The organism is Capnocytophaga sp. oral taxon 412 str. F0487, assembly GCF_000271925.1.
GTDB lineage: Bacteria > Bacteroidota > Bacteroidia > Flavobacteriales > Flavobacteriaceae > Capnocytophaga > Capnocytophaga ochracea.
Map to the genome: position 1 here is coordinate 15610 of NZ_AJZR01000053.1, position 23751 is coordinate 39360.

A 23751-nucleotide genomic window follows, 5' to 3' on the forward strand; every position below is an offset into this window, starting at 1 on the left:
AGATTCTTTTTCAAGACAAACATAACCCTTAAAAAAATAATGAGACACTTACTTACCTTGCTTACCTTTTGCATTGCAAGCTCACTACACGCTCAACAACAACCTGTGGATTATATCAATCCGCTCATTGGTACTTCTAACTTTGGCGCTACGCACCCTGGGGCTATTGCTCTGCGCGGTATGCTTAGCATTTCGCCTTTCAATGTAGCTTTCGATACTACGGGGGTGAAAGCTCCGCTCGAAAAAGACAGTCGCTGGCTTTCTAATCCTTATGTAAATGAAAATAAATTCTTCACCGGACTTACCCACGTGAACCTCAGCGGTGTGGGTTGTCCTGAACTCGGGGTGATTATCGCAATGCCTACTACTGGTAAATTGGAGGTAAATCACCTAAAATATGGCTCAACCTACCAAAATGAGGTGGCTAAAGCGGGTTATTACAGCAATTTCCTCACTAAATACCATATCAAAATGGAAGCTACTGCCACCACTCGTGCAGGTATCACTCGTTATCACTTCCCTAAAGGAGAAGCTAATTTGCTCATCAATCTCGGACTCGGACTCACCAACGAAAAGGGCGCGATGCTCAAATTCGTATCGCCTACCGAGGTGGAAGGAATGCGTATGGTAGGGACTTTCTGCTATAACAGTCCGGAGCTGGCATATCCGGTGTATTTTGTAGCCAAAGTGAACAAAGTAGCCCCTTCTTATGGCGTTTGGCATCAGCCAGAAAAACACCAAGGGGTGGAAGCCCAATGGATGTGGTACAACGGTGACACCCGCCTCAAAGAACAATTTGCCCGTGAGGTAGTAGGCGATAGTATAGGGGCGTATTTCCGCTATAAATTTGATAAAGAGGAAGTTGTGGAACTCAAAGTGGGTATCTCGTACGTGAGCATTGCCAACGCCCGTGAAAACCTTGAAAAAGAGATAGGCAACCGCACTTTCGACGAGGTGTATGCCGCTACCCGCCAAACGTGGAACGATGCCCTCCGCGCTACCGTAGAAGGCGGTACTGATGACCAAAAAACGATATTCTACACAGCACTTTATCACGTGCTTATTCACCCCAACCTACTAAACGATGTGAATGGCGATTACCCTGAGAGCAAGACTAACAAAATAGGCAAAAATCACCAGCGTTATACGGTGTTCTCATTGTGGGACACCTATCGCAATTACCACCAATTGCTCACCTTGCTCTACCCCGAACAGCAACTGCAAATGGTGCGCACGATGCTCGACATCTACAAAGAAAGCGGTTGGCTACCCAAATGGGAACTCAATTCTACCGAAACCTTTACGATGGTAGGCGACCCTGCCAGCATAGTATTAGCAGATACTTACCTGCGCGGTCTCACCGATTTTGATATACAAACAGCTTACGAGGCGATGCTCAAAGGGGCGAATACCCTTGAAAATAACCCTATACGCCCAGGAGTGAAAGAGTATTGGAAATTGGGTTACCTGAGTGTAGACGGAGGTGTAAAAGGACCTGTATCTACTACCCAAGAGTACAATGCTGCTGACTTTGCCATTGCACAAATTGCTAAAAAAATAGGCAAAAAAGCCGATTACGAGAAGTTTAACAAACAAGCCTATTCGTATAGAAAACTATTCGACAAAGAAACCCATTTATTGCGTCCGCGTCACGCCAATGGCAAGTGGTATGCACCTTTCAACCCCGAAAGTGGGGCTAACTTTGAAGAAAATGTAGGCTATATAGAGGGCAATGCGTGGCAGTACGTATATATGGTAACGCACGATGTAAAAGGAATGATCAAGCTAATGGGCGGTGAAAAACCTTTTGAAAAGCAACTTGATTATATTTTCGACAGTAAGCAGTACGATATGGCAAACGAACCCGATATTGCCTATCCGTATCTCTACAACTTCCTTAAAGGCAAAGAGTGGAAAACCCAACAGAAAGTAGACCAACTCATCAATGAGTATTTCCAAAACAAACCTGCGGGACTCCCTGGTAATGAAGATACAGGGGTAATGTCCGCTTGGCTTATCTACGGAATGACAGGTTTTTACCCTATTACTCCTGCCGAGCCTAACTATACCTTTACCTCGCCTAAGTTTACCAAAATCACTTTGAAACGCGATCCAAAGTACTATCCTGCTGGTGATTTGGTGATAGAAAGTAATGCTTCGCCTGAAAATATTTACATTAAAAATATTTACATCGACGACAAGCCTTACAAATCTTATTTTATCAGTCACGAGGCGCTAAAGAATGCAAAGAAAATACGATTTGAGTTAGGTAAGAGATAAGAGGTAAGAAAAGTGTGATACTGAGGCTGTTCAAAAGTCTTAAATCGCCTTTGCGTAATTCGTCACTCGTAATTCGTAATTCGTAATTATTATGCGTAAACTTCATTTAATTCTTTCCCTGATAGCGGGGGTATTCATACTGCTGGGGGCTCTCACGGGGGGCATCTTAGCAGGTGAATCGGTGTATAACCAAACGTTGCCTTACAAAAGTGCAGCGTTTGAAAGCACTACCCTTGCCCAAACAATTGCCGTTTTGAAGGAAAAGAATATAGATGCGCTTAAACTCTCTATCGACCGCAATCACTTTGTGCAAATAGAGACGGCTGAGGGCGAAAAACTCTTTATCCATCCGCAATCGGGGGAGGTCATCAAAGGGGATTACAAACCCTCGAAGTTTATACAATTCATCAAAACGCTACACCGCTCACTCTATATGGGCAAAACGGGACGGGTGATAATGGGACTTACAGCTTTGTGTTTGTGTGTAGTAGCCTTGTCGGGTATATGGCTCATCGCCCGCAAACAGCAACGCTGGGGCAGGTTTTTCCACAAGCTTCCACAAGAGAAATTCTACAATCATTACCACAGTGCTCTGGGGCGCTGGGCGCTCGTGCCTATCTTTATTATTGCCCTCACAGGGGTGTATATGATGCTCGAAACCGTGAAAGTGTTTCCTAAGTTCAAAGCTGAACACAATTACGATGTTAGCACACTACAAGAAACGCCCGTAAAACCCGCTAAAGACTTCCCCGTTTTCCAAGTACCTCTCGCCGAAGTGCGTCAAGTAGAATTCCCTGCTTTTGAAGATGTAGAAGAGGTCTATAAAGTAGATTTCATCGATAAAAATATAGTAGTCAATCAGTTTACGGGCGAGGTGATTAGCACCTCCACCTCTCCATACAAAGGCTTGGCGTATTTGGTGCGCACCCTGCACATCGGCAAAGGGCATTACTTCTGGGCAACCGTCTTGTTGCTCTCGTGTGTGGCGCTGTTGTTCTTCCTCTACTCTGGTTTTGCGATGACCCTGAGAAAACGAAAGAAAGGCATCAACAATCCGTTTGATAAAAGCGAATGTGAATACATCGTGTTAGTAGGCACCGAAGGAGGCTCCACCCGCAAGTTTGCTATCCTTTTCCATAACGAACTCCTCCGTTTGGGCAAGCGTTCCTACCTGACCGATATGAACGCCTACACTCGTTTTGCTAAAGCAGAGCAACTCATTGTATTTACTTGCACTTATGGCGATGGTGAGGCGCCTATCAATGCGACTCACTTTGCGCACTTATGGGCGAAATATCCCCCCACACAACCTTTGGCGTATAGCGTACTCGGTTTTGGCTCTGACTCTTACCCCGATTTCTGCAAATATGCCAAAGAAGTAGACCAACTACTATCGGCTACTGCACAAGCAGAATGTGCGCTTCCTTTATATACCGTAAACGACCAAGATTTCGGTCAGTTTAAAGCGTGGGCAACGGCTTGGGCTATGGCGCAAAAGCTCTCTTTGGCTTTGCCTGATGATTTCAAAGTACAGCCTCAGCGCAAACCGCTCTCTTTTACGGTAACGGAGAAAACGCCCGTAATGGACGACGATATTTTCCTAATAGCGCTACGCCCGTCCCAAAAAAGTAGTTTTGTATCTGGCGACCTCTTGGGCATTACCCCAGAAGACGGGCGCGAACGGCTCTATTCGGTTGCCAAATACCAAGGAGATGTGTGGTTGAGCGTGAAGCTACACTCACAAGGGGTGGTGTCTAACCTGCTGAACAATTTGCAAATAGGCGATACGTTGCAAGCTGCTTTGGTAGCCAACAAACATTTCCATTTCCCTAAAAAAGCGCCCCAAGTGGTGTGTATTGCCAATGGTTCGGGGATGGCGCCTTTTATGGGAATGATAGCCGAAAATACCCAAAAGAAACCTATCACCCTGATATGGGGTTGTCGCCGTGAAGCCTCTTTGGAAATCTACCGCCCTTATATAGAACAGTTTACTCGCGAAGGAAAGATAGCCAACTATTGGCAAGCTCTCTCGCGTGAAGGGGATAAATTCTATGTGCAAGACATCTTGCAAAGAGAAGCTCCTTTCTTTGCTGAACTCATTAAAAACAAAGGAATTATAATGATATGCGGGTCGGTTGCAATGGAGAAAGCAGTGACCGAAGTCTTAGAGGCGATTTGTAGAGAGTATTTAGAAAAACCGCTGAGCTACTACCAAAACAAAGGACAAATCAAAACGGATTGTTATTGATTAGATAAGAGGAAAGAATATGACAACACATTTTTTATACATAGAACCTAATACTTCAATAGAGGAAGTAAAGTTGCTTTTTGAGGCGCATTTGCTTTCAGCTTTGCCCGTGTGCGAAGGCAATACTTTTATAGGGGTACTCCGCAAAGAAGCAGTAGATGAGGAGGATAAAGAAGCTACAGTAGCCGATTATCAATATGCGTTAGAACGCTTTTTTGTACCGCTAACCGCAACGTGGGATGTTGTGGTAGAGGCTTTTGGACGTTATCACACCGATATGTTGCCCGTTATCAATAAAGAAGAACACTTTATAGGCTACTATCACTTAGATGAGTTTGTGCTACAACTCACCCAAACCCCTTTTATACAAGAAGCAGGACACGTGCTTATCTTACAGAAAGATGCACTGAGCTATTCGTTTGCTGAAATTAGCAGAATTGTAGAGGAAAACGGGGGGACGCTTTTAGGACTTTATCTCTCCAATCGCACGGAAGACAACGTGCATATCAGACTCAAACTCGCAAGCGAACGATTTTCGGATATACTACAGGACTTCCGTCGTTATGGCTATGGTATCCTTACCGAAAAAGACGACGATCACTACCGCCAAGAACTCAAAGACATCGCTGATTATTTTGAAAAATACTTAGACTTAGGTAACAGATAAGAGGTAAGAATAATCTTTAACTAAATATACTATGAAACGTTTTTTTATTACTGCTATGCTTTTAAGTATTTCGGCATTTAGCTATAGCCAAATAGCCGTAGGGGTGAAAGTTGCTAATCCGTTTGTAGCAGTTAATGTAATGAAACATCAAATTGCAAATACACCTAAGGGGATTAGAAACGGAGGAGGTATTTTTGGTGAGTTTTATATAGGGGCTTTTAATATAGGAGCTTTTATGCGAATACCTCTAAAAACACATTGGGCGCTACAAACCGAAGCGTTGTTCAAGCGTGAAGGGGTTTGGTTTTTTCATCAAGAGGAAACAATAGAAGAACTTCTCTCTGATCGCGGAGTATATAAATTTTGGTATGCTGAGGTTCCTATCCTGTTACAATGGGAAGGAAAGCGCACCGTAAGAGGGTTTGCTCAATTAGGAGTGTCTCCTAAATTCTTAACTTCAGCAAAGTACTCTGCTGTTTTAGAAAGAAGCGACCATAATGTTACGAACTCTTTTAATAGGGTTGTTCTCAATTTAAATGTTGGGGGAGGTGTTTTATGGAACAGAAGAGATTGGGTTTTTACTGCTGATGGAAGACTCGCTACCAACCTTACACCACTTACCTCTGAAAAGAACACCCCTGATATTGATTTCAGTAAGGCACAAAGCTATTATTTTGCGTTTTCTTTAGGCGCAGGCTACAAACCTTTTAAAAAGAAAGCATTGCCTTTAGAAAGGGCTATTCCTCAGGAAGAGCTCCCAACAATTACTAATGATAGTATTCCTGCTGAGGTGAATACACCACAAGAACAAGATTTTTAATTTTTAACAACATATATTATGAAACGTTTTTTAATCACCATCGTTTTTTTGAGTGTTACTACACTCAGTTTTTCTCAGACAGCCATAGGAGTAAAACTTAATAATCCTTTGGCAACGGTAAGCGTTATAACTCCTAAAACAGCCAATGAAAGCTATAATATAGAGTACTTTGGGCATTCAGGAGTTTTTAATACAGGCGTATTCTTCCGCCTTCCGCTCAAGACCCATTGGGTATTCTTACCCGAAGTGATGTACAAACGCGAAGCTATTCCTTTTCGTCCCGAAGGTTCTGATTTAAAACTATCCGACCGTCATTTTATTCGTTTTGATTGTTTGGAAGTACCTATTTTACTACAAATAGAAGGTAAAAAGAAATTTAGGGGATTTGGACAAATAGGGGTAGCTCCTAAATTCTTACTTTTAGCCTCTTATTCCGAGAAACAATACAGTGAAAAGTATGATATCACCTCACATTTCAGTAGTATTGTGATGAATTTGCATTTAGGAGGAGGTGTGATGTGGGAATTTCCTAAAATCATCCTTACTGTAGACGGTCGTTTTTCTACCAATCTATCGCCTCTCACCAATCAAGAACCTACTCCTTATCTAAACTTTAAAGACGCTCAAAGTTATTACTTTGCCATTTCGGTAGGTGTAGGTTTTAAACTCTCTAAAAACAGACCTTTACAGGAGCAAGAGCCTCCTGTAATTGCTCCACAGCCTGAGAGTACAGCACCTGTAGAAGCACCTACTCAGGAGACAACAGAGGTGAGAGAAGAATAAAAAAGTTTGAGAGGCTACCCGAAAATATTTTAAACTCTTCGGGTAGCCTCTCAATTGCTAACATAAATATTCTTATTCCCTTATTTCAGTTCTCTGATAAGGTACATATACACCGGGAAGTGGTCAGAATATCCCCAAGTGTAATTACCATTGCTCATACTGCGGAAAGGATATCCCTTATAGCGCCCTTTGGGGTTAGCCAAATACGAGCGATTAAATATCCCCGTTTTCCAGTAGCGGTAACTGCTCTTGTCTTCTTTTAGCAAATCATAAGTAAAGTAAAACTGGTCAAAGAGATTCCATCCGTCCTGATAGGCTAACGTTCCCATTCCTTTTTTCAGCATAGCCTCCATAGGGTTAAATAACTCTCCTTGTTTTACATCTTCTTTTTTGTCTTTGGTCTTTAACACATTCTTAAAGCCTGAGTTAATAGGGTCGTCGTTAAAGTCACCCATTGCTATCACTTTAGCATTAGGGTCTTTGCTGAGGAGTGAATCTATAATTTTCTTGTTCAAAGCCGCCGCTTTTTCACGACTGGGTCTACTTTTAGCTTCTCCTCCAAAACGCGAAGGCCAGTGGTTTACTATAAAATGAATCATTTCACCGTCCAATTCACCACTTACTAACAGTTGGTCGCGAGTGTAAAGAGGCTTTCCGTCATCTTTGGTGAGGTATAGAGGGTGTGGAAATGAAGCAGTAGGTTTAAACACGCTTTTCTTGTAGATGAGGGCTACATCCACCCCACGAGCGTCGGGTGATTCGTAATGTACAATCCCATAATTATATTTCCTCAAATATTCGGTATTGATAAGGTCTCTCACTACCGCTTCGTTTTCTATTTCGGCAAGACCTACTATATCGGGGGCGTGTTTGGTAACATCACTTCCTATCTCCGAAATTACTTTGGCTATCTTGTGTACGTGGTCGTTATACACCTTACTTGTCCAACGGTCAGCTCCCTCAGGAGTGCGGTCATCATCAAACTTATGAGGGTCATTAATCGTGTCGAAAAGGTTCTCAACGTTGTAAAAAGCAACGGTTCTCACAGCAAACTTCTTTTTTTCTTGTGCGTTTATGTAAGGTGTCATCAAGATGAACGACACCATTAAAAATACTATTCTTTTCATCTATATTAGTTTTAATTTGTTAGTCTTTAGTTATCTCAATGTTTTATTGCCTCTCTTAAAATCTTATCCTTCCTCATTTGCTAATTTTCTCATTCCCTAATTTCCTCATTCAATCGTCTGTCGTGCTACGGCTAATCGCCTGTCGTGCTACGACTAAAAATCCTATCCAAAAGCCCTTTTTTCTTTTCTTTCCCTTCCTGTGTAGCTGTTTGAGTGCTTGGTGCTGTCGCAGGTGTATTGGCAGGATTTACCACATCGTCTACCGATATATCTTCCTCATCTTCCACATTGTGTAGCTTACCTTTGCGCTCATAAATCCGATAATGCACATCTCCTGCTCTTATGGTATCTTTGGCAGTACTGCTCAAAAGGCGGTCAAAGAAACCTTCGCGTACAGTAGGCTCACATTCAGTTACCTCCGTACGTATCTCTTCGCTTACCTTAAAAGTAGCTCGCGTTAGGTCTTTATACTTGCTGTTGCGGTTCAGTTGCGATACAAACAAGGCAGCAATAGGCAATGCCGAGTTAGCTCCTTGTCCCAAACGCGTACTTTTAAACCCTATCTGCTGGTCGTTACCCACCCACGTAATCATCACAAGGTTGGGAAGCATTCCCGCAAACCAACCGTCTTTATTGTCTTGGGTCGTACCAGTTTTACCCGCAAGGTCATTGGTAAGTCCGTATTGCCCACGCATACGTGATGCGGTACCTTCGTTCACGGTCGAGCGCATCATCTGTATCATTATTTGCGCAGTGCGTTCACTCAGTGCAGGAGCTAAAACCTTAGGTTTGCGTTCCCATATTACTTCCCCTTTTTTGTTCTCTATTCGGGTGATAAAATAAGGCTCTACAGGCACCCCTTTGTTCGCAAAAGCCGTATAAGCCTTAGCTACTTCTATCACCGATAGTTCAGCCGAACCCAATGCTATCGAAGGCACATTCGGTAGGGGAGAGGTGATACCTAATTGTCGTGTTTTCTTTATCACGTTCTTTAACCCCGCATAAAAGAGCGTTTGTACTGCTATGGTGTTCAACGATTCTCGTAATCCCTTGCATACTGAGTAATATATGTTAGGATCTTCGTCAGTCTTAGAAGCGTTGCGTGGCGACCAATATTCGTAATCAGCATAGGTCAAAGGCAGGGGCGAAAAGTGCGTGCACACAGGCATTCCCATCTCTAAGGCAGTAGCGTATACTATCGGTTTAAAAACTGAGCCCACTTGGCGACGGCTTTGTAGGATATGGTCGTACTTAAAGTAGCGGAAGTCTGCTCCACCCACATAAGTTTTAATTGCCCCCGTTTGAGGCTCTACACTCACAAATCCCGTGTTTAATATGCGTATAAAACGCGACAAACTGTCCAATGTACTATGCCTTTTAATACTGTCTTCGGTATAGAAAGATAAATCCATCGGCTTCTTCTCACTCAGCTTCGCCCATATCTGCGATTCCGAGAGTTTCTGCTCTTCAAGTTCTTTATAAGCAGGCAACTTCTTCACTTCTTCCTTAAACCAGTCACTGTCCAAGTTCCAAGGAGCACGTTTGCCATAGGTCTGTTCAAAATCTTGTTGTAACGATGTCAAATGCTTTTCCACTGCTTTCTCAGCATATTCCTGCATTGTCTTGTCAATAGTCGTATAGATGCGCAATCCATCTTTGTAGATATTATAAGGCGAACCGTCTGGCTTCTTCACGTCTTTCAGCAGTTCAGGTAATAGTAAGCGTATTTGCTCTACAAGATAAGGTGCTACACCATCTTTTTCAGCCGTAGTTGCCGTAGTTTTAAGAGTGTCTCTTGTATGAACTTTAAAGTCGTCTTCGGTCAGCAAGTTGTTTTTCTTCATCTGTGCCAATACCACATTCCGACGCTCTTCACTGCGCTTGGGCGAGGTACGCGGATTATAGCTATTCGTCGCTTTAAGCGTACCGATAAGCGTAGCCGCTTCATTAAGCGTAAGGTCTCTCGCCGATTTGTCAAAGAATCGTTGCGCCGCACTTTCTATCCCGTAAGTATTATCGCTGAAAGGCACAGTATTGAGGTAAAGCGTCAAGATTTCCTCCTTGCTGTATACCTTTTCTATGCGTCTGGCTATAATCATCTCTTTGATTTTGTGTATAGGCATCGAAAGTTTCCCGTAGCGCTGTCCACGCCCATAAATATTTTTAGCCAACTGCATTGTAACAGTACTTCCCCCTCCTGATGAGTCGTCTTGCAAAAGCAGTGATTTAAAGAACACCCTAAACAAACTCTTCGTGTCTACCCCTTTGTGCAAGTAAAAACGCTCGTCTTCGGTAGCGATAAGTGCGTTGATAAGATAAGGCGGGAAGTCCTTGTATTCTATTTTAGTACGGTCGAAGATATAAAATTTCCCTATCAATTGGTTCTCGTAATCGTAAACAAGACTCGCTTCCGATTGGCGCAACTCTTTCAAATCCTCCTCTGAAGGTAACCTGCCAAAAGCCCCAAAGTAAATTAACAAGATGAGCAACAGTATACCTGCTACGCCTATCCCAATCGGTATACCTATGCATTTGAGGTAAAACTGATAAGGTTTAGCCCGCAACCATTGCCAACTGCGGTGGAATATGTTGCCCGTATATACTATCTGTTCCTGTTCCTTTTTCGGAGCGTTTTTTCTATTCTTATATCCTTGGTAAAGTCTAAAGATACCATAAGGAATTATAAGCAAAGCGAAGATAAATACCGCCCAGAGCACTTTTAAGGCATAACGTAGTAATTTATATACCATCGAAGCCAAAGCGATACAGCCTTCTAACAACCGTGATAGCAGGGTAGCAAGCGCAAGACCGCCTTGTGTAAGTAGCTTCTTAAACGATATATTTTTCAGATTCATACTTAGTTTTAATGATGTTTAAAGTACAAAAGTACGATATAATTTTCAATTAACAAAGAATCCCACCGTTTTTCTTATTCCACTTTATAGCAATTTAGGGTCTAGTTCCTTAATAAGTTTCTCTCACCGCTTACACCTTTCCTAAACCTCTCCGAATTTCTTAACCTCTTTTCCATTTGCTAATTTCCAAATTTGCCAATTTGCTAATTCTCTAACCCGCCTATCCTCTTTCCGCCACCTCCCTATTGTCTATGGACTAATACCTCACACTTCCCCATTTACTAATTTTCTAATTTGCTAATTCCCTAATTATCCCTTCTCCTTTCCATCCCTACATTCCCCCTCATTGAGGTAGCCAGCGACAGCTGGGTATGTGCATCGCGAGAGCGGAGTATGTAAATAGGAAGATGTTTTCCCCTCATTACCTTCAACTTTCCGTCACCACATTCCCCCTCTCCTTGGGAGAGGGACGGGGTGAGGATTCTCTTTCTTTCGCCTCGAAACCCCGTTTTTGCCATTTTTTGCGTTGTTGTATTACACTATTAATCAATTATTTATACACCCTTTCTATACCAATCGTCCAAGATTCGTATAAGCTTCCTATAAGCTCTCTATAAGCTACCCCCACCCTCCTTACAGCCTTTTTTCATCAAAAGACCTCTTAGTCTTCTTCTGAAAATCTTCGTTTCCTTCCGAATTCTCCTATGCGTCACTTTTAGGGGTACACACTTTGCCAAAGTTTTTGCCCGTGTGGCTCACACTGCCTGTGCGGCTCGCACCTTTGGCAAAGTTGAATAAACTGACAATATTTACTCATTTCCTAATTCTATAATCGTGCTACAACCTCCCTCCACATTCTCTCATTTTCCCATTCTCTCATTTTCTAATTTTCTCATTTCCCTCGCCTGTGTAACTTACACCGCCTGTCGTGCTACGACCTCACACCTCCGATTTTCTCCGTCTTCGTTTACTATCTGTTAATTTCCTAATTTTCTCATTTTCTAATTTGCTAATTTCCCCGCTTTTTTTATTCTCAGAAACATCTAACAATCAAAATATTGCATTTCTTTGTAGTACTTTTGACGTAGTACGTCATATCGTTAATTTTTCATTGTAGTAGTTTTGACGTAGCTCTTTTTTTGGAGACAAAAGAAACTTTTAGCAATTTTGCGGTGAAAAAAATCAACAACATATGGAAATAAAGAAAATATTGTTTTTCTTCCTGATGTTTTCTCTAACCGTTACCCTGCACGCTCAGCAAATTACCGTACAAGGTACCGTTTATGAAGAAGGGACTAAAAACCCCATTCCAGGAGCAAACGTAATTGTAAAGGGTACTACCCAGGGTACTTCTACCGACTTCGAAGGGCACTATACACTTCCCAATGTGCCCTCCAATGCCGTCTTAGAAGTCAGCTTCGTAGGTATGCAGACCCAAAATGTAAAAGTAGCAGGACGCTCCCGCATTAATGTTACTTTAAGAGAAAATACTCAAGAGCTCAAAGAAGTAGTAGTGATTGGGTATGGAGCCGCTCAAAAACGAGACCTTACAGGCTCTATCGTCAGTCTTAAAACCGATGAATTTGCTGACCGTCCGTCTACCAACCCCTTAGCCTCTATCCAAGGAAAGGTAGCTGGCGTGCAAATCGTCAATACAGGCCGGGCAGGGCAAGACCCCGAAATACGTATCCGCGGTACAAACTCTATCAACGGCTATACACCTCTGTACGTAGTCGATGGGCTCTTTACCGATAATATCAACTATCTGAACCCGCAGGATATCGAGTCTATGGAAATCCTTAAAGACCCCTCGTCTCTCGCAATCTTCGGGGTTCGTGGTGCCAATGGGGTGATTATCATCACAACCAAGAAAGCCAAAAAAGGACAAACCATCGTAAACATCAATTCTTCCGTAGGCTTAAAAGTCATCAACGACCGTGTTGCAATGACTGATGCCGAAGGCTTTAAAACTCTTTATGATGAAGAGTTAGCCAATAAAGGCGCCAATCCGTTTGATTATACCCATTGGCAAGCTAATACCGATTGGCAAGATGAAATCTTCCGCCGTGCGTGGGTGTCCAATCATAACGTGAGCGTAGCTAGCTCAGGCGAGAAAGGGCGCTTTTATATGGGGGCAGGCTATACCGATGAAGAAGGCTCTATCAAGCACGAAAAGCTCTCCAAACTCACCCTCAACCTCAGCAGCGATTACAACGTAACCGACTTTTTGCGTTTTGGTTTCCAAGCCAACGGCTCACGTATCCTACCTGCCGACGGACGCGGTGTAGAAGCAGCGCTCAAAGCGGTTCCTATTGCCCCTGTGAAAGATGAAAATACAGGTTTGTTTTACGATATGCCTAACTTCCAAAATGCACAGGTATACAATCCTATGATACGTGTAGAAGAACAAGCTAATAATGCCAAAGCTTCTATTCACCGTTTAACAGGGAACATCTATGGAGAATTGAAGTTCTTGAAAGACTTTACTTTCAAAGCCACTTTCTCCGCTGATTATAACGTGCACGAAGAACGCAAATTCGACCCTCTTACCTATGTGTATAGTCCTTTAACTCGCGATAAAAAACACATAGGAGGGCAGTATGAAACCCTTTCACAATCTAAGGCAACCACTTTGCGCACTCAGCAAGATTACATACTTTCGTTTAAAAAGCAATGGGGGAAACACAATCTCAATGCAATGACAGGGCTCACTACTGATTATAAAGAATATTCTAAGTTAAATGGAGCGCGTAGTCAGCATATGGACGATATTATCTTTTCTCCTAACGGCAATACCGATAAATGGTGGCTTTCTTCTTTTGGAGCTAAGAATTCTTCCAATGGTTCTTCACAAAACAGACGTTTTACTATGTCTTACCTTCTTAGAGCTCTTTATAATTACGACAATCGTTATTTGCTCAACGCTTCTTATCGCCGTGATGGAGCTTCAGTATTTCATCGCTTGGGCAATACGTGGGACAACTTCTACTCCTTTGGCGCAGGTTGGGTACTCAGTGAAGAAGCCTTTATGAAAAACCAAAAAGTAGTAGATTACCTCAAACTAAAAGGTTCTTGGGGTGTGCTGGGTAACCAAAACACAGGTAATGACTACCCTCTTTACCCTAGATTAGTAAGTTCAAGTAGTGCTGTTTTTGGCGACCGCATTATTACAGGCTATGTACCTGCCTATTTAGTACAAAACTTAGGTTGGGAAAAAACTTATGCGTGGGAAGCCGGTGCTGAGTTTCGCTTCTTGGGCAATCGCCTCAGTGTAGAGCCTGTCTACTATCATAAGAAAACCAAAGACCTTATTGTAAATCTGCCTAGCCTTGCAGGTACACAAAACTCTTTGGAGAACCTCGGAGAGATAGAGAATAAAGGGTGGGAGATTTCAGCCTCTTGGCAAGACCAACTCAAAGAAAGTGGATTTAGTTATGGTGTAAGTGCCAATATTACCACTATTGATAACAAAGTGCTTTCATTAGGTCGTAATGCTGAGTATGCCGTTTATAGTGGTCCAAACGACGTAGCGCGTAGCTTGGAAGGCTATCCTATTGGTCATTTTTACGGCTACAGAGTGATTGGTGTATATCAAAATTATCAGGACATTGCCAATTCTCCAGTAAATTCTTTTGGAGCTAAACCTGGTGACCTTAAATTTGCCGACCTCAACGGTGATGGTGTGATAGACACTAAAGACCGTGAGATGATAGGTAATCCTACCCCAGACCTTACCTATGGTTTTAGTCTCAATGTCGGCTACAAAGGCTTTGACCTTTCAGCAGAGTTTATGGGAGCTTATGGCAACGAAATCTATCGCGGTTGGGGCGAAAGTGGTTATGCGACCCTTAACTACCAAGCACACCGCTTGAACCGTTGGCACGGCGAAGGCACTTCCAATTGGGAACCTATTGTAGATAACAGTCGCCCCATCAATCGTATGAACTCTTCATACTATATAGAAGATGGTAGCTTTTTCCGCTTGCGCAACGTGCAGTTAGGCTATAGCTTGCCACAAGACGTATTACAACGTCTAAGAGTACAGAAATTGCGCTTCTATGCCAATATGCAAAACCTAAAAACTTGGCATAAAAACACAGGCTATGTCCCCGAAATAGGAGGTAGTGCCTTATCTTTCGGTATCGATACGGGTACTTACCCTATGCCAATGATTATTACTTACGGTGTAAATATTACTTTTTAATTAACAATTATGAAAAAGAATGTAAACCATATTATAGCAATAGGATTAATGGTAACAAGTGTTGCCCTCTTCACCCATTGCAACAAGTTCGACCAAGAGCCTCAAGGCGAATGGTATGAAGGAGAACAAAAAGGAGCCGCTGGTACTTATGAAGCCGAAGTTTTTGGGATGTATGGTAAAATGCGAGCTTCTTCTATCACGTCAGGATTGCCAGCTTTGGCGGTGCACAGCTTCCGTAGTGAAGATGCTGAAAAAGGCTCTAACGAAGGAGACTCAGCTGATTCTAAGAATGTAGACGAATTCAATTACGTAGCTACCAATGGTCTTGTATCACAGTATTACGACGGAAACTATGAATTGATTTTCGCAGCAAATACTGTAATTGACAAGATTAATAATGCCGATCAAGCCTCTTTGGCAGAAACAGATAAAGTCAACAGAGGAGAAGCTCATTTCTTCCGTGCTTATGCTTTTTTCAATTTGGTGCGCGCTTTTGGTGAAGTACCTCTTATTAACTTCTCGGTGAAAAGTAGAGATGAAGCCAATAAACCAAAAGCATCAGTAGAAAACATTTACGCACAAATTGATGCTGACCTCGCTATTGCCGAGCGCGATTTACCGCGTATGTGGCCTACGATGTTTGTAGGACGCCTTACTTGGGGGGCTGCTCGCGCCCTGCACGCTCGCACCTATATGATGCGTAGTAATTGGCAAGAAATGCATACCGCTTCTCTGGATGTAATTAACTCAGGATTGTATAATCTAAGTGCCGATTACAATAAGATTTTCCGTGAGACAGGCGAGAATGGACCCGGTTCTATTTTTGAATTACAATGCACTTTTGATAAGGCATACGGAGCAGAACAAGTAGGAAGTACTTTTGCCCAAGTACAAGGAGTACGCGGTTCAGGGCAATGGGATTTCGGTTGGGGTTTCAACTGTCCTACTCAATACTTAGCTGATGCTTTTGAAGCAGGTGACCCTCGCAAAGATGAAACCTTGCTTTATTTTGCTAAAAATATAGCAGAAGCCAACGCTATGCAGCCTAATACACCCTATGGCGAAAAACCAATCGCTAATAATGATGTAGTGAATAAGTATTACAACAAGAAAGTATATACTGATCCTGCTTTGCGTCGCACCAATAGCAAGTTTGGTTATTGGTTCAATATTCGACTTATTCGTTATTCAGATGTACTCTTAATGGCTGCCGAAGCAGCTAATGAGCTTGGTAACAGTGCCGAAGCCCTTACCTACTTGGAACAAGTACGCGCCCGTGCGAGACGAACTAGTAGTACCCCTGTACTTCCTGCCGTTACTACCACTAATCAAAGTGATTTGCGTACGGCTATTCGTCACGAGCGCCGTGTAGAACTGGGTATGGAGTTTGACCGCTTTTATGACTTAGTACGTTGGAATATAGATGTAGAAACTCTTCATAATGCAGGTAAAGCCTCTTATCAAGTAAAACATCGTTTGTTCCCTTTACCACAAACACAGATAGACCGTTCTAATGGAGTACTCGTTCAAAACCCTAATTATTAATTGAGATAACAGGTCTAAACTTAGCCAAAGTTTCAAACTTCGGCTAAGTTAAAAATCTAAAATTTACTACAATGAAAAAATATGTATTATATATCAGTTTTATGGTGAGTCTGACAGCCTTTACCAGCTGTTTCCAAGACTTAGACCAAGACCCTGCGTTTGATTATCCCAAGCAACCTCCTATCTTAGACTATGTAAAGCCTAAATTGGCTTTTACTTTTGAGGATAATAGTGAGGATATGAGTGTGTATAAAGCAACTACTCAGGTAGTAGGAAATGCTTCTTATACACAAGGAAAAGTAAAGAAAGCTTATCAAGGAGCTGATAATAGCTATATACTTATCACACCTCCTACTACTCCCCATAATGGTGATAAATCGTTGCACGATGTATTGAGTAACTTAGGTAGTTTTTCTATCGCTTTTTGGATAAATGCCGAAAAACCTACTAAGGCAACAGGATTATTTTCTTTAACCAATAACAAAGGCTTTTGGAGTTATATAGACCTATTTATGGAGCCAGGTAATTCAACACAAACCAATGGACGTTTTAAACTGCATTTGAGCAACGGTACCGAAAATGGTTGGGTAGATAAGGTAATCCCAGAAACATTAGGCAAATGGGTACATTTGGTCTTTCGTTATGATGCTACCACAGGTAAGGTTACTATTTTTCGGAATGGAGCAGAGGTACATTCGCAAGAGTTTAAGACTTTGGGAGGCATAGCGTGCCCCAACTTAGGTACTCTTGTAATAGGAACGCTTCCTTTTCAAACTACTCCTCCGCTCACTACTGGGGCAGGAGCACAAGGATGGGCAGGATTCTACAAAGGTCAGTTAGACCAGTTTTATTTCTTTAATGAACCTATTAATGATGTTCAAATAAAAACATTAGCGAGTGAAAAATAGATATTTAATAATTTTTATCATCTTTCTTTACAGCATTAGTATCAGTGCTCAGAATGAGGCGTATACCAAAGGCGTATATGTGGATAAGCAAAAGAACAGTATGCCTTATCGCTTTCTTCAACCTAAAAAAATGGAGAAAGGCAAGAAATACCCTTTGGTGCTCTTCTTGCACGGAGCTGGCGAAAGAGGGAACGATAATGAGAGTCAGTTGCGCAATGGGGGCACGGTGTTTAGCAATCCTGCGAACCGAGATAAGTATCCTTGCTTTGTGCTCTTCCCTCAGTGTCCTGAGGGGGCATATTGGTCGCTTGAAAAGCGTCCTGAAAAAGGTTACAAAAGCGGTAATCCTTTACCAAAGGACGCTCCTATTACCAGTCATTTACGGTTGGTGAAGGAACTTTTAGACGAGACTTTGGCTACATATCCTATCGACCCTAAACGAGTGTACATTATGGGCATTTCGATGGGTGCGATTGCTACTTTGGATATGGTGTATCGCTTCCCCGATACCTTTGCCAAAGCTGTCTCGATATGTGGAGCGACTAATATAGAGCGTATGCGTGAGTTCAAAGGGAAAACAAAATTCCGCTTTTATCACGGTGATATTGACGATGTGATACCGGTCATTTACTCGCGCGAAGCCTATGAGGCGTTGAAAAGTACTGGCAAGAAAGTAGAATACATAGAGTTCTACGGAGCCAATCACAACGCTTGGCACCCTGCTTTTAACACCAAAGACTTTTTAGAATGGAGTTTTAGGTAAGGTAAAAGGTGCGAGCCGCACAGGCAGTGTGAGCCACACGGGCAAAAACTTTGGCAAAGTGTGTACCGCAAAAAGTGACACACTGGAGTTTTCGGAAGGAAACGGAGCAATTCGGAAGAAGGGAGGGAGAAATTTTGGCGAAAAAAAGCTGTAAGGAGGGTGGGGTTAGCTTATAGAGAGCTTATAGGAAGCTTATACGAATCTTGGACGATTGGTATAGAAAGAGTGTATAAATAATTGACTCATAATATAATACAACAATACAAAAAACGGTAAAAACGAGGTTTCGAGGCGAAAGAAAGAGAATCCTCACCCCGTCCCTCTCCCAAGGAGAGGGGGAATGTACGGACGGAAAATCAAAAGAAACCTCCTCTTAGCCCCTTCAATGAGGGGGAATGTGACGAGTCATTTATTCGGTAAGCCCCCGAACCTCCGAAGGGGGACAAGCTGTAAAAGGAGACAAACCTCCGCCCTTACACATACTTTGCTTTCGTGGGGCACATACCCAGCTATTGCTGGCTACTTTCAAAGGGAGAAATTAGTGAAGGATAGGAACACGAGCTATAAGCTCGCACTAGCGGGGAGATAAGTAGCTGATGTTGCTAGATTGCACAGATTGCAATATAAATATAACTGTAAATCAGTATTAATATTATATTGAATTGATGTTAAAATAGAAAAATATACAAAATATGAAGCATTTCAAACAGATAAACAGAACATTTTTTGTGCTTCTTATTGCATTCTGCGCGTCGTGCAGTTGCAGTAAGGACAGTAAGAAAGGGGGTAATACGCCTACTCCTAAACCACCTGTTGAAAAGAATCGTCCGATGGAATTTGCTTCCGACGATGCTTTCTTGGATTATATTCAGCGTTCGCACCTCAACTATATGTGGGACGGTGCCGAACCTAACTCGGGGTTAGCCCCTGAGCGCAATCATATGGACGTGCCTTCCGATGATGCTCATATCATCACTACGGGAGGTTCGGGCTTTGGGATTGCAGGGCTATTGGTGGGTGTAGAGCGCGGTTTTATCCCTCGTGCACAAGCGGTAGAAAGATTTACTAAAATCGTAACGTTCTTGGAGAAAGCCGACCGTTATCACGGTGTATGGTCGCACTGGATAGACGGGCGTACGGGTAAGACCAAACCTTTTGGACAAAAAGACAACGGGGGAGACCTTGTGGAAAGCGCTTTCTTGATGCAAGGATTGCTTTGTGTACGTCAGTATTTCAAAGACGGGAACGATACCGAAAAAGCCTTAGCTTCTCGCATTGATAAATTATGGCGTGAAATGGAATGGGATTGGTACCTAAACGGACAAGATGTGCTCTATTGGCATTGGAGTCCTGATTACGATTGGCAGATGAATTTTCCTCTGAAAGGTTATAACGAGTGCCTAATTACCTATATTTTGGCAGCTTCTTCGCCAACCCACACCATTCCTGCTTCGGCTTATCACAACGGTTGGGCACGTGGAGGAGCTATTAAAAGCTCTCAGGTAACGTACAATCTACCATTGATTCTCAAACACAACTTCGCAGAACAATACGGAGGTCCCCTATTTTGGGCGCACTATTCGTACATAGGGTTGAACCCCAAAGGACTCAGTGATGATTATGCCAATTACTGGGATTTGAATCGCAATCACACCCTTATCAACTACAAATATTGCCTAGAAAACCCGAAAGGTTATAAAGGTTATGGGGCGAACTGCTGGGGACTTACCGCCAGTTATTCAGTAAAAGGGTACTCAGCCCACAGCCCTAGTAACGATTTAGGGGTAATCGTGCCTACTGCTGCACTTTCCAGTTTTCCTTATACCCCTCAAGAATCAATGGCTGCGCTCAAGCATTTCTATTACGATTTAGGAGATGTGATATGGGGTAAATACGGCTTCTACGACGCTTTCAGCGAGCAAGCGGTATGGTATCCTAAGCGTTATTTAGCAATCGACCAGCTCACTATTGCCCCGATGATAGAAAACCACCGTACGGGTCTCATTTGGAAACTGTTTATGAGTTGCCCCGAAGTGCAGGAGGGATTAAAGAAACTCAATTTTAAGGTGCAGTAAAAAAGATAAAAGATAAAGCCTAACATTATCTTATATCTAACCTAAACAGAAGTTTATTACTAACAGTGTTTTGAAAATTAGGTTTTAACAAAGGGCGATGTGTGAACATCGCCCTTTGTTTGATTAAAGACTAAAAATAAAGAACACCAATTTTAATACAATAATACCAAAAATGCCAATAATACCAAATCAGAGACGAATGATGAGGGAGAAATATGTGAAAAGAGACTTTCATTGAAAAAGGAGGATGTTTTTTGGAAAATTCAAAATAAAATAGTTATCTTTGCCAGCAACTAAACTTTAATACCTTATGCGTATGCGTGTTTTTCTGTGTGTTTTGATGGGGTGGTTTGTAGGGACGATACACGCTCAGTTATTGCCACCTATCTATAACTACGCTCCTTCGGTATACTCGGGTGAGAGTCAGAATTGGAAAATATGTCAAGCGATAAATCAAAAGATATATTTTGCTAACAATATAGGTCTATTGGAGTTCAATGGGGTGGTATGGCAACATTACCCCTTGCCCAATGGGGCGATAGTGCGCGCCGTAAACGCCAAAGGTAACACTATCTATACGGGAGGTTTTGCTGAATTTGGTTATTGGCAAGCAGATGCTTTCAACCGTTTGCAATACACTTCACTAAGTAAACGCTTGCCGCCTAAGGATATAGAAGATGAAGAGGTATGGAAAATTGTTTTTTTTGACCATTGGGTGCTCTTCCAGTCGTTGCACAAACTTTATATTTACGACTCTCAGCACGACCGCTTTCACATTGTGCATTCGCAAAACAACCTACCTAAAATCTTCAAAGTGGGCGAGCATATCTTTTTTCAAAAGATGAATGAGGGGCTTTTTGCTCTTGTGAATGGTAAAGAAGAGTTGCGTTCGGAAGCGTCTCTTTTCCGCGAGCATATTGTTATTAATATCTTCCCATATAAAGGTAAGTTTCTATTTGTTACCCAAGACAAAGGCATTTACGAAGGAACACCTGCTGAGGTGAGACCTTGGCAAGTGAGTACTGGGGCGCTTACTTCTTCTTTAAATATCTACAGTTGCGAACAACTCTCTGACGGTTCTATCTTGCTGGGGACGATTGCCAATGGTGTATACCGATTGTCGCCAGAAGGACAACTGTGGGAGCACCTTCATCAGAAGCAAGGCTTGCAAAACAACACGGTGCTTTCTATCTTCGAGGACAAGGAACACAATGTGTGGTTAGGCTTAGACAACGGTATTAGTATGGTGAATTTCTTTTCGCCTTTCCGTCAGTATAAAGATAACGAAGGAGTGTTAGGAGCCGTTTATACGTCTATTGTTTACCAAGGTGATTTGTATTTGGGTACTAATCAGGGGCTTTTTTATGCGTCTTTTCCTTTGAAAGCGGGTCAGCCATTTCAGTTGGTTGAAGGTACAAAAGGGCAAGTGTGGCAACTGAAAGAACTACAAGGCACTTTGTTTTGTGGGCACAATTCAGGTACGTTTGTGATAAACAACCATCGTGCACAGTTGGTGTGTAATCTTTTGGGTACTTGGGATATTAAACCTGTGGAAGGACACCCTAATTGGCTCTTGCAAGGCAATTATGAAGGTTTATACCTTTTGGAACTGAAAGAAGGGCGTTGGCAATACCGCAATAAGATAACAGGATTCAACGTATCGAGTAGGTTTTTTGAGTTTATTTCGCCTACTGAACTATTGGTAAGCCACGAGTACAAAGGCGTGTTCCGGTTGCAACTCTCCCCTGATTTTACCAGAGTACTCCAAGTGCACAAAGAGGCTTCTGCTCCAATGGGGCGCAAGTCGGCAATTGCTAAATACCGCAATGAGATTTGGTATTTCACCGAAAAAGGCTTGTTTAAATATGATATTACCGCACGTAAGTTTGTGCAAGATGAAAGCCTTACCCATCGGCTATTCGACCAAGATGCCTACTTATCGGGCACTATGTTACGGGGTAAAGAGGACGGATTGTGGTTTTTTACCCAATACAATATAGTGAAGGTGAGTCAGGGTAAGTTAGACAAGGCACTTCAGCTGAAAAAGATGCCTCTCTCGGCTGCTTTTCGCAAGGATTTGGTAGGTTTTGAGAACCTCAATGAGTACCGAGAAGGTGATTGCCTTTTAGGTACGAGCACCGGCTTTATGGATTTTGTGTTTAATCCGTCGCACCATACCGCTTATGAGGTGCATATAGACCATATAGACAAAAGCAAAGTAGAAGGCGTATGGCAACCTATTGCTCTTAATAGTACTGATAACCGCTGGGCACATAACCAAAACAATCTGCGTTTTAGCTATAGTGTGCCCGCCTATAATGCGATGTTTCAAACTGTATATCAATATAAATTAGAGGGACTCTACGAGCACTGGAGCGACTGGAGTAAGGAGGCAAGTGTGCAGTTTGATAATCTGCCAGCAGGTGATTATACTTTTTTAGTAAGAGCCAAAGTTGGGAATGCTGTTTCGACCAATACGGCTACTTTTCACTTTGTAATAGAAAAACCTTGGTACGCCACTAATGTGATGATAGCTACCTATATAGGACTCTTACTGCTTTTGCTTTTTATAATTCACCGAGTGTATAGAGTTCATTACAAGCGTCATAAGAAGAAGGTAGAACAAGAAAAAGAGAAAGAACTCGCCCTATTGCAATTGGAAAATGACCGCACGGTAATGAAACTCCAAAACGATAAGCTCCATAGTGAAGTGGATAGCAAGAACCGCGAGCTGGCGGTGACTACGATGAATATCGTGCGCAAGAATGAACTGCTAATGAGTATCAAAGAGGCACTTTTGAGCAGTGGTAATAGCAAAGAAGTGTTACACATTGTGGAAGATAACATCAACAGCGAAGGTGACTGGGAGCATTTTCAAGAAATCTTTAATCAAACTGACCGCGACTTCCTTAATCGGCTTAAATCACTTCACCCTGACCTTACTCCTAATGACATTAAACTGTGCATTTACCTGCGTTTGAACCTTTCGAGTAAAGAAATAGCTCCACTACTGAACATCTCTACCCAAAGTATAGAGATAAAGCGCTACCGCTTACGCAAAAAGATGCGTTTAGCGCGCAATCAGAACCTTACTGACTATATTCTAAAGCTCTAAATTAATGATTAATGGTTAATGATTAATAGTGCGAGCCGCACAGGCAGATGTGAGTTGTACGAGCGAGTAGAAAACATAAATTGATTTTCTTAAAAAAATATATACATTACCTATACAACACCTCTTTTTAAGAGGTGTTTTTTATTTGTTGTTACCTTTACATAGATTTTTTGTATATAAGTTTAAATGTAAGATTTACAATGGTTTGTTTTGTAATTCTCGTTAATAGTAACTATACATTTACATTAAAAATACTCCTTGTATATTTTTTGTATAGGTAAAATATTTTGTGTGTTGAATAATTGCGTTTATCTTTGTTGCGTGATTGAAAGAGAAATAAAAGAAAGAGAAGGTAATACCG

General features: G+C 42.2%; 14 protein-coding genes. 12 read left to right on the forward strand and 2 right to left on the reverse strand.

Annotation, left to right across the window (positions count from 1 at the left end; genetic code table 11):
• The first annotated feature begins 39 nt into the window (after nucleotides 1–39).
• The 5 genes from HMPREF1321_RS08710 (at nucleotide 40) to HMPREF1321_RS08730 (ending at nucleotide 6798) form a co-directional block, all read left to right on the forward strand.
• Nucleotides 40–2280, forward strand: a complete 2241-nt coding sequence (locus HMPREF1321_RS08710; protein ID WP_009422246.1) for a GH92 family glycosyl hydrolase — start codon at nucleotides 40–42, stop codon at nucleotides 2278–2280.
• Between the two features lie 91 nt (nucleotides 2281–2371).
• Nucleotides 2372–4528: a PepSY domain-containing protein gene (locus HMPREF1321_RS08715; protein ID WP_009422259.1), complete on the forward strand. Its 2157-nt coding sequence runs from the start codon at nucleotides 2372–2374 to the stop codon at nucleotides 4526–4528.
• 19 nt (nucleotides 4529–4547) lie between these two features.
• On the forward strand, nucleotides 4548–5195 hold the full coding sequence (locus HMPREF1321_RS08720; protein WP_009422271.1) for a CBS domain-containing protein: 648 nt from the start codon (nucleotides 4548–4550) through the stop codon (nucleotides 5193–5195).
• A 31-nt stretch (nucleotides 5196–5226) separates the two neighbouring features.
• The gene (locus tag HMPREF1321_RS08725) at nucleotides 5227–6015 is read left to right on the forward strand and encodes a porin family protein (protein WP_009422256.1); all 789 of its coding nucleotides are present in this window, start codon (nucleotides 5227–5229) and stop codon (nucleotides 6013–6015) included.
• An 18-nt stretch (nucleotides 6016–6033) separates the two neighbouring features.
• Complete coding sequence (locus HMPREF1321_RS08730) at nucleotides 6034–6798, forward strand: porin family protein (RefSeq protein ID WP_009422274.1); 765 nt, start codon at nucleotides 6034–6036, stop codon at nucleotides 6796–6798.
• A gap of 80 nt (nucleotides 6799–6878) precedes the next feature.
• Here HMPREF1321_RS08730 and HMPREF1321_RS08735 read toward each other — a convergent pair whose 3' ends face one another.
• The gene (locus HMPREF1321_RS08735; protein WP_009422254.1) at nucleotides 6879–7925 is read right to left on the reverse strand and encodes an endonuclease/exonuclease/phosphatase family protein; all 1047 of its coding nucleotides are present in this window, start codon (nucleotides 7923–7925) and stop codon (nucleotides 6879–6881) included.
• A gap of 131 nt (nucleotides 7926–8056) precedes the next feature.
• A complete protein-coding gene (locus HMPREF1321_RS08740; RefSeq protein ID WP_009422249.1) occupies nucleotides 8057–10780 on the reverse strand; it encodes a penicillin-binding protein 1A in 2724 nt (907 codons plus the stop codon).
• A gap of 1192 nt (nucleotides 10781–11972) precedes the next feature.
• Here HMPREF1321_RS08740 and HMPREF1321_RS08750 point away from each other — a divergent pair.
• The 7 genes from HMPREF1321_RS08750 (at nucleotide 11973) to HMPREF1321_RS08775 (ending at nucleotide 23390) form a co-directional block, all read left to right on the forward strand.
• Nucleotides 11973–14984, forward strand: a complete 3012-nt coding sequence (locus HMPREF1321_RS08750) for a SusC/RagA family TonB-linked outer membrane protein (protein ID WP_009422269.1) — start codon at nucleotides 11973–11975, stop codon at nucleotides 14982–14984.
• 9 nt (nucleotides 14985–14993) lie between these two features.
• Nucleotides 14994–16529: a RagB/SusD family nutrient uptake outer membrane protein gene (locus HMPREF1321_RS08755; protein ID WP_009422272.1), complete on the forward strand. Its 1536-nt coding sequence runs from the start codon at nucleotides 14994–14996 to the stop codon at nucleotides 16527–16529.
• A 71-nt stretch (nucleotides 16530–16600) separates the two neighbouring features.
• Complete coding sequence (locus tag HMPREF1321_RS08760) at nucleotides 16601–17437, forward strand: LamG domain-containing protein (protein ID WP_009422266.1); 837 nt, start codon at nucleotides 16601–16603, stop codon at nucleotides 17435–17437.
• Nucleotides 17427–18200, forward strand: a complete 774-nt coding sequence (locus HMPREF1321_RS08765) for a prolyl oligopeptidase family serine peptidase (protein WP_009422251.1) — start codon at nucleotides 17427–17429, stop codon at nucleotides 18198–18200. The genes HMPREF1321_RS08760 and HMPREF1321_RS08765 overlap by 11 nt, the downstream gene beginning before the upstream one ends.
• A gap of 407 nt (nucleotides 18201–18607) precedes the next feature.
• On the forward strand, nucleotides 18608–18742 hold the full coding sequence (locus HMPREF1321_RS12255) for a phosphinothricin acetyltransferase (RefSeq protein ID WP_232205444.1): 135 nt from the start codon (nucleotides 18608–18610) through the stop codon (nucleotides 18740–18742).
• A gap of 150 nt (nucleotides 18743–18892) precedes the next feature.
• Nucleotides 18893–20275 carry a glucoamylase family protein gene (locus HMPREF1321_RS08770; protein WP_009422263.1) on the forward strand — a complete coding sequence of 461 codons (1383 nt, stop codon included), beginning with the start codon at nucleotides 18893–18895 and terminating at the stop codon, nucleotides 20273–20275.
• Nucleotides 20276–20585: 310 nt separating this feature from the next.
• The gene (locus HMPREF1321_RS08775) at nucleotides 20586–23390 is read left to right on the forward strand and encodes a triple tyrosine motif-containing protein (protein ID WP_009422261.1); all 2805 of its coding nucleotides are present in this window, start codon (nucleotides 20586–20588) and stop codon (nucleotides 23388–23390) included.
• The last annotated feature ends 361 nt before the right edge of the window (nucleotides 23391–23751 follow it).

Coding starts and splice junctions, on each gene's coding strand:
- HMPREF1321_RS08710 (WP_009422246.1), top strand. CDS start 40: ATGAGACACTTACTTACCTTGCTTACCTTTTGCATTGCAAGCTCACTA.
- HMPREF1321_RS08715 (WP_009422259.1), top strand. CDS start 2,372: ATGCGTAAACTTCATTTAATTCTTTCCCTGATAGCGGGGGTATTCATA.
- HMPREF1321_RS08720 (WP_009422271.1), top strand. CDS start 4,548: ATGACAACACATTTTTTATACATAGAACCTAATACTTCAATAGAGGAA.
- HMPREF1321_RS08725 (WP_009422256.1), top strand. CDS start 5,227: ATGAAACGTTTTTTTATTACTGCTATGCTTTTAAGTATTTCGGCATTT.
- HMPREF1321_RS08730 (WP_009422274.1), top strand. CDS start 6,034: ATGAAACGTTTTTTAATCACCATCGTTTTTTTGAGTGTTACTACACTC.
- HMPREF1321_RS08735 (WP_009422254.1), bottom strand. CDS start 7,925: ATGAAAAGAATAGTATTTTTAATGGTGTCGTTCATCTTGATGACACCT.
- HMPREF1321_RS08740 (WP_009422249.1), bottom strand. CDS start 10,780: ATGAATCTGAAAAATATATCGTTTAAGAAGCTACTTACACAAGGCGGT.
- HMPREF1321_RS08750 (WP_009422269.1), top strand. CDS start 11,973: ATGGAAATAAAGAAAATATTGTTTTTCTTCCTGATGTTTTCTCTAACC.
- HMPREF1321_RS08755 (WP_009422272.1), top strand. CDS start 14,994: ATGAAAAAGAATGTAAACCATATTATAGCAATAGGATTAATGGTAACA.
- HMPREF1321_RS08760 (WP_009422266.1), top strand. CDS start 16,601: ATGAAAAAATATGTATTATATATCAGTTTTATGGTGAGTCTGACAGCC.
- HMPREF1321_RS08770 (WP_009422263.1), top strand. CDS start 18,893: ATGAAGCATTTCAAACAGATAAACAGAACATTTTTTGTGCTTCTTATT.
- HMPREF1321_RS08775 (WP_009422261.1), top strand. CDS start 20,586: ATGCGTATGCGTGTTTTTCTGTGTGTTTTGATGGGGTGGTTTGTAGGG.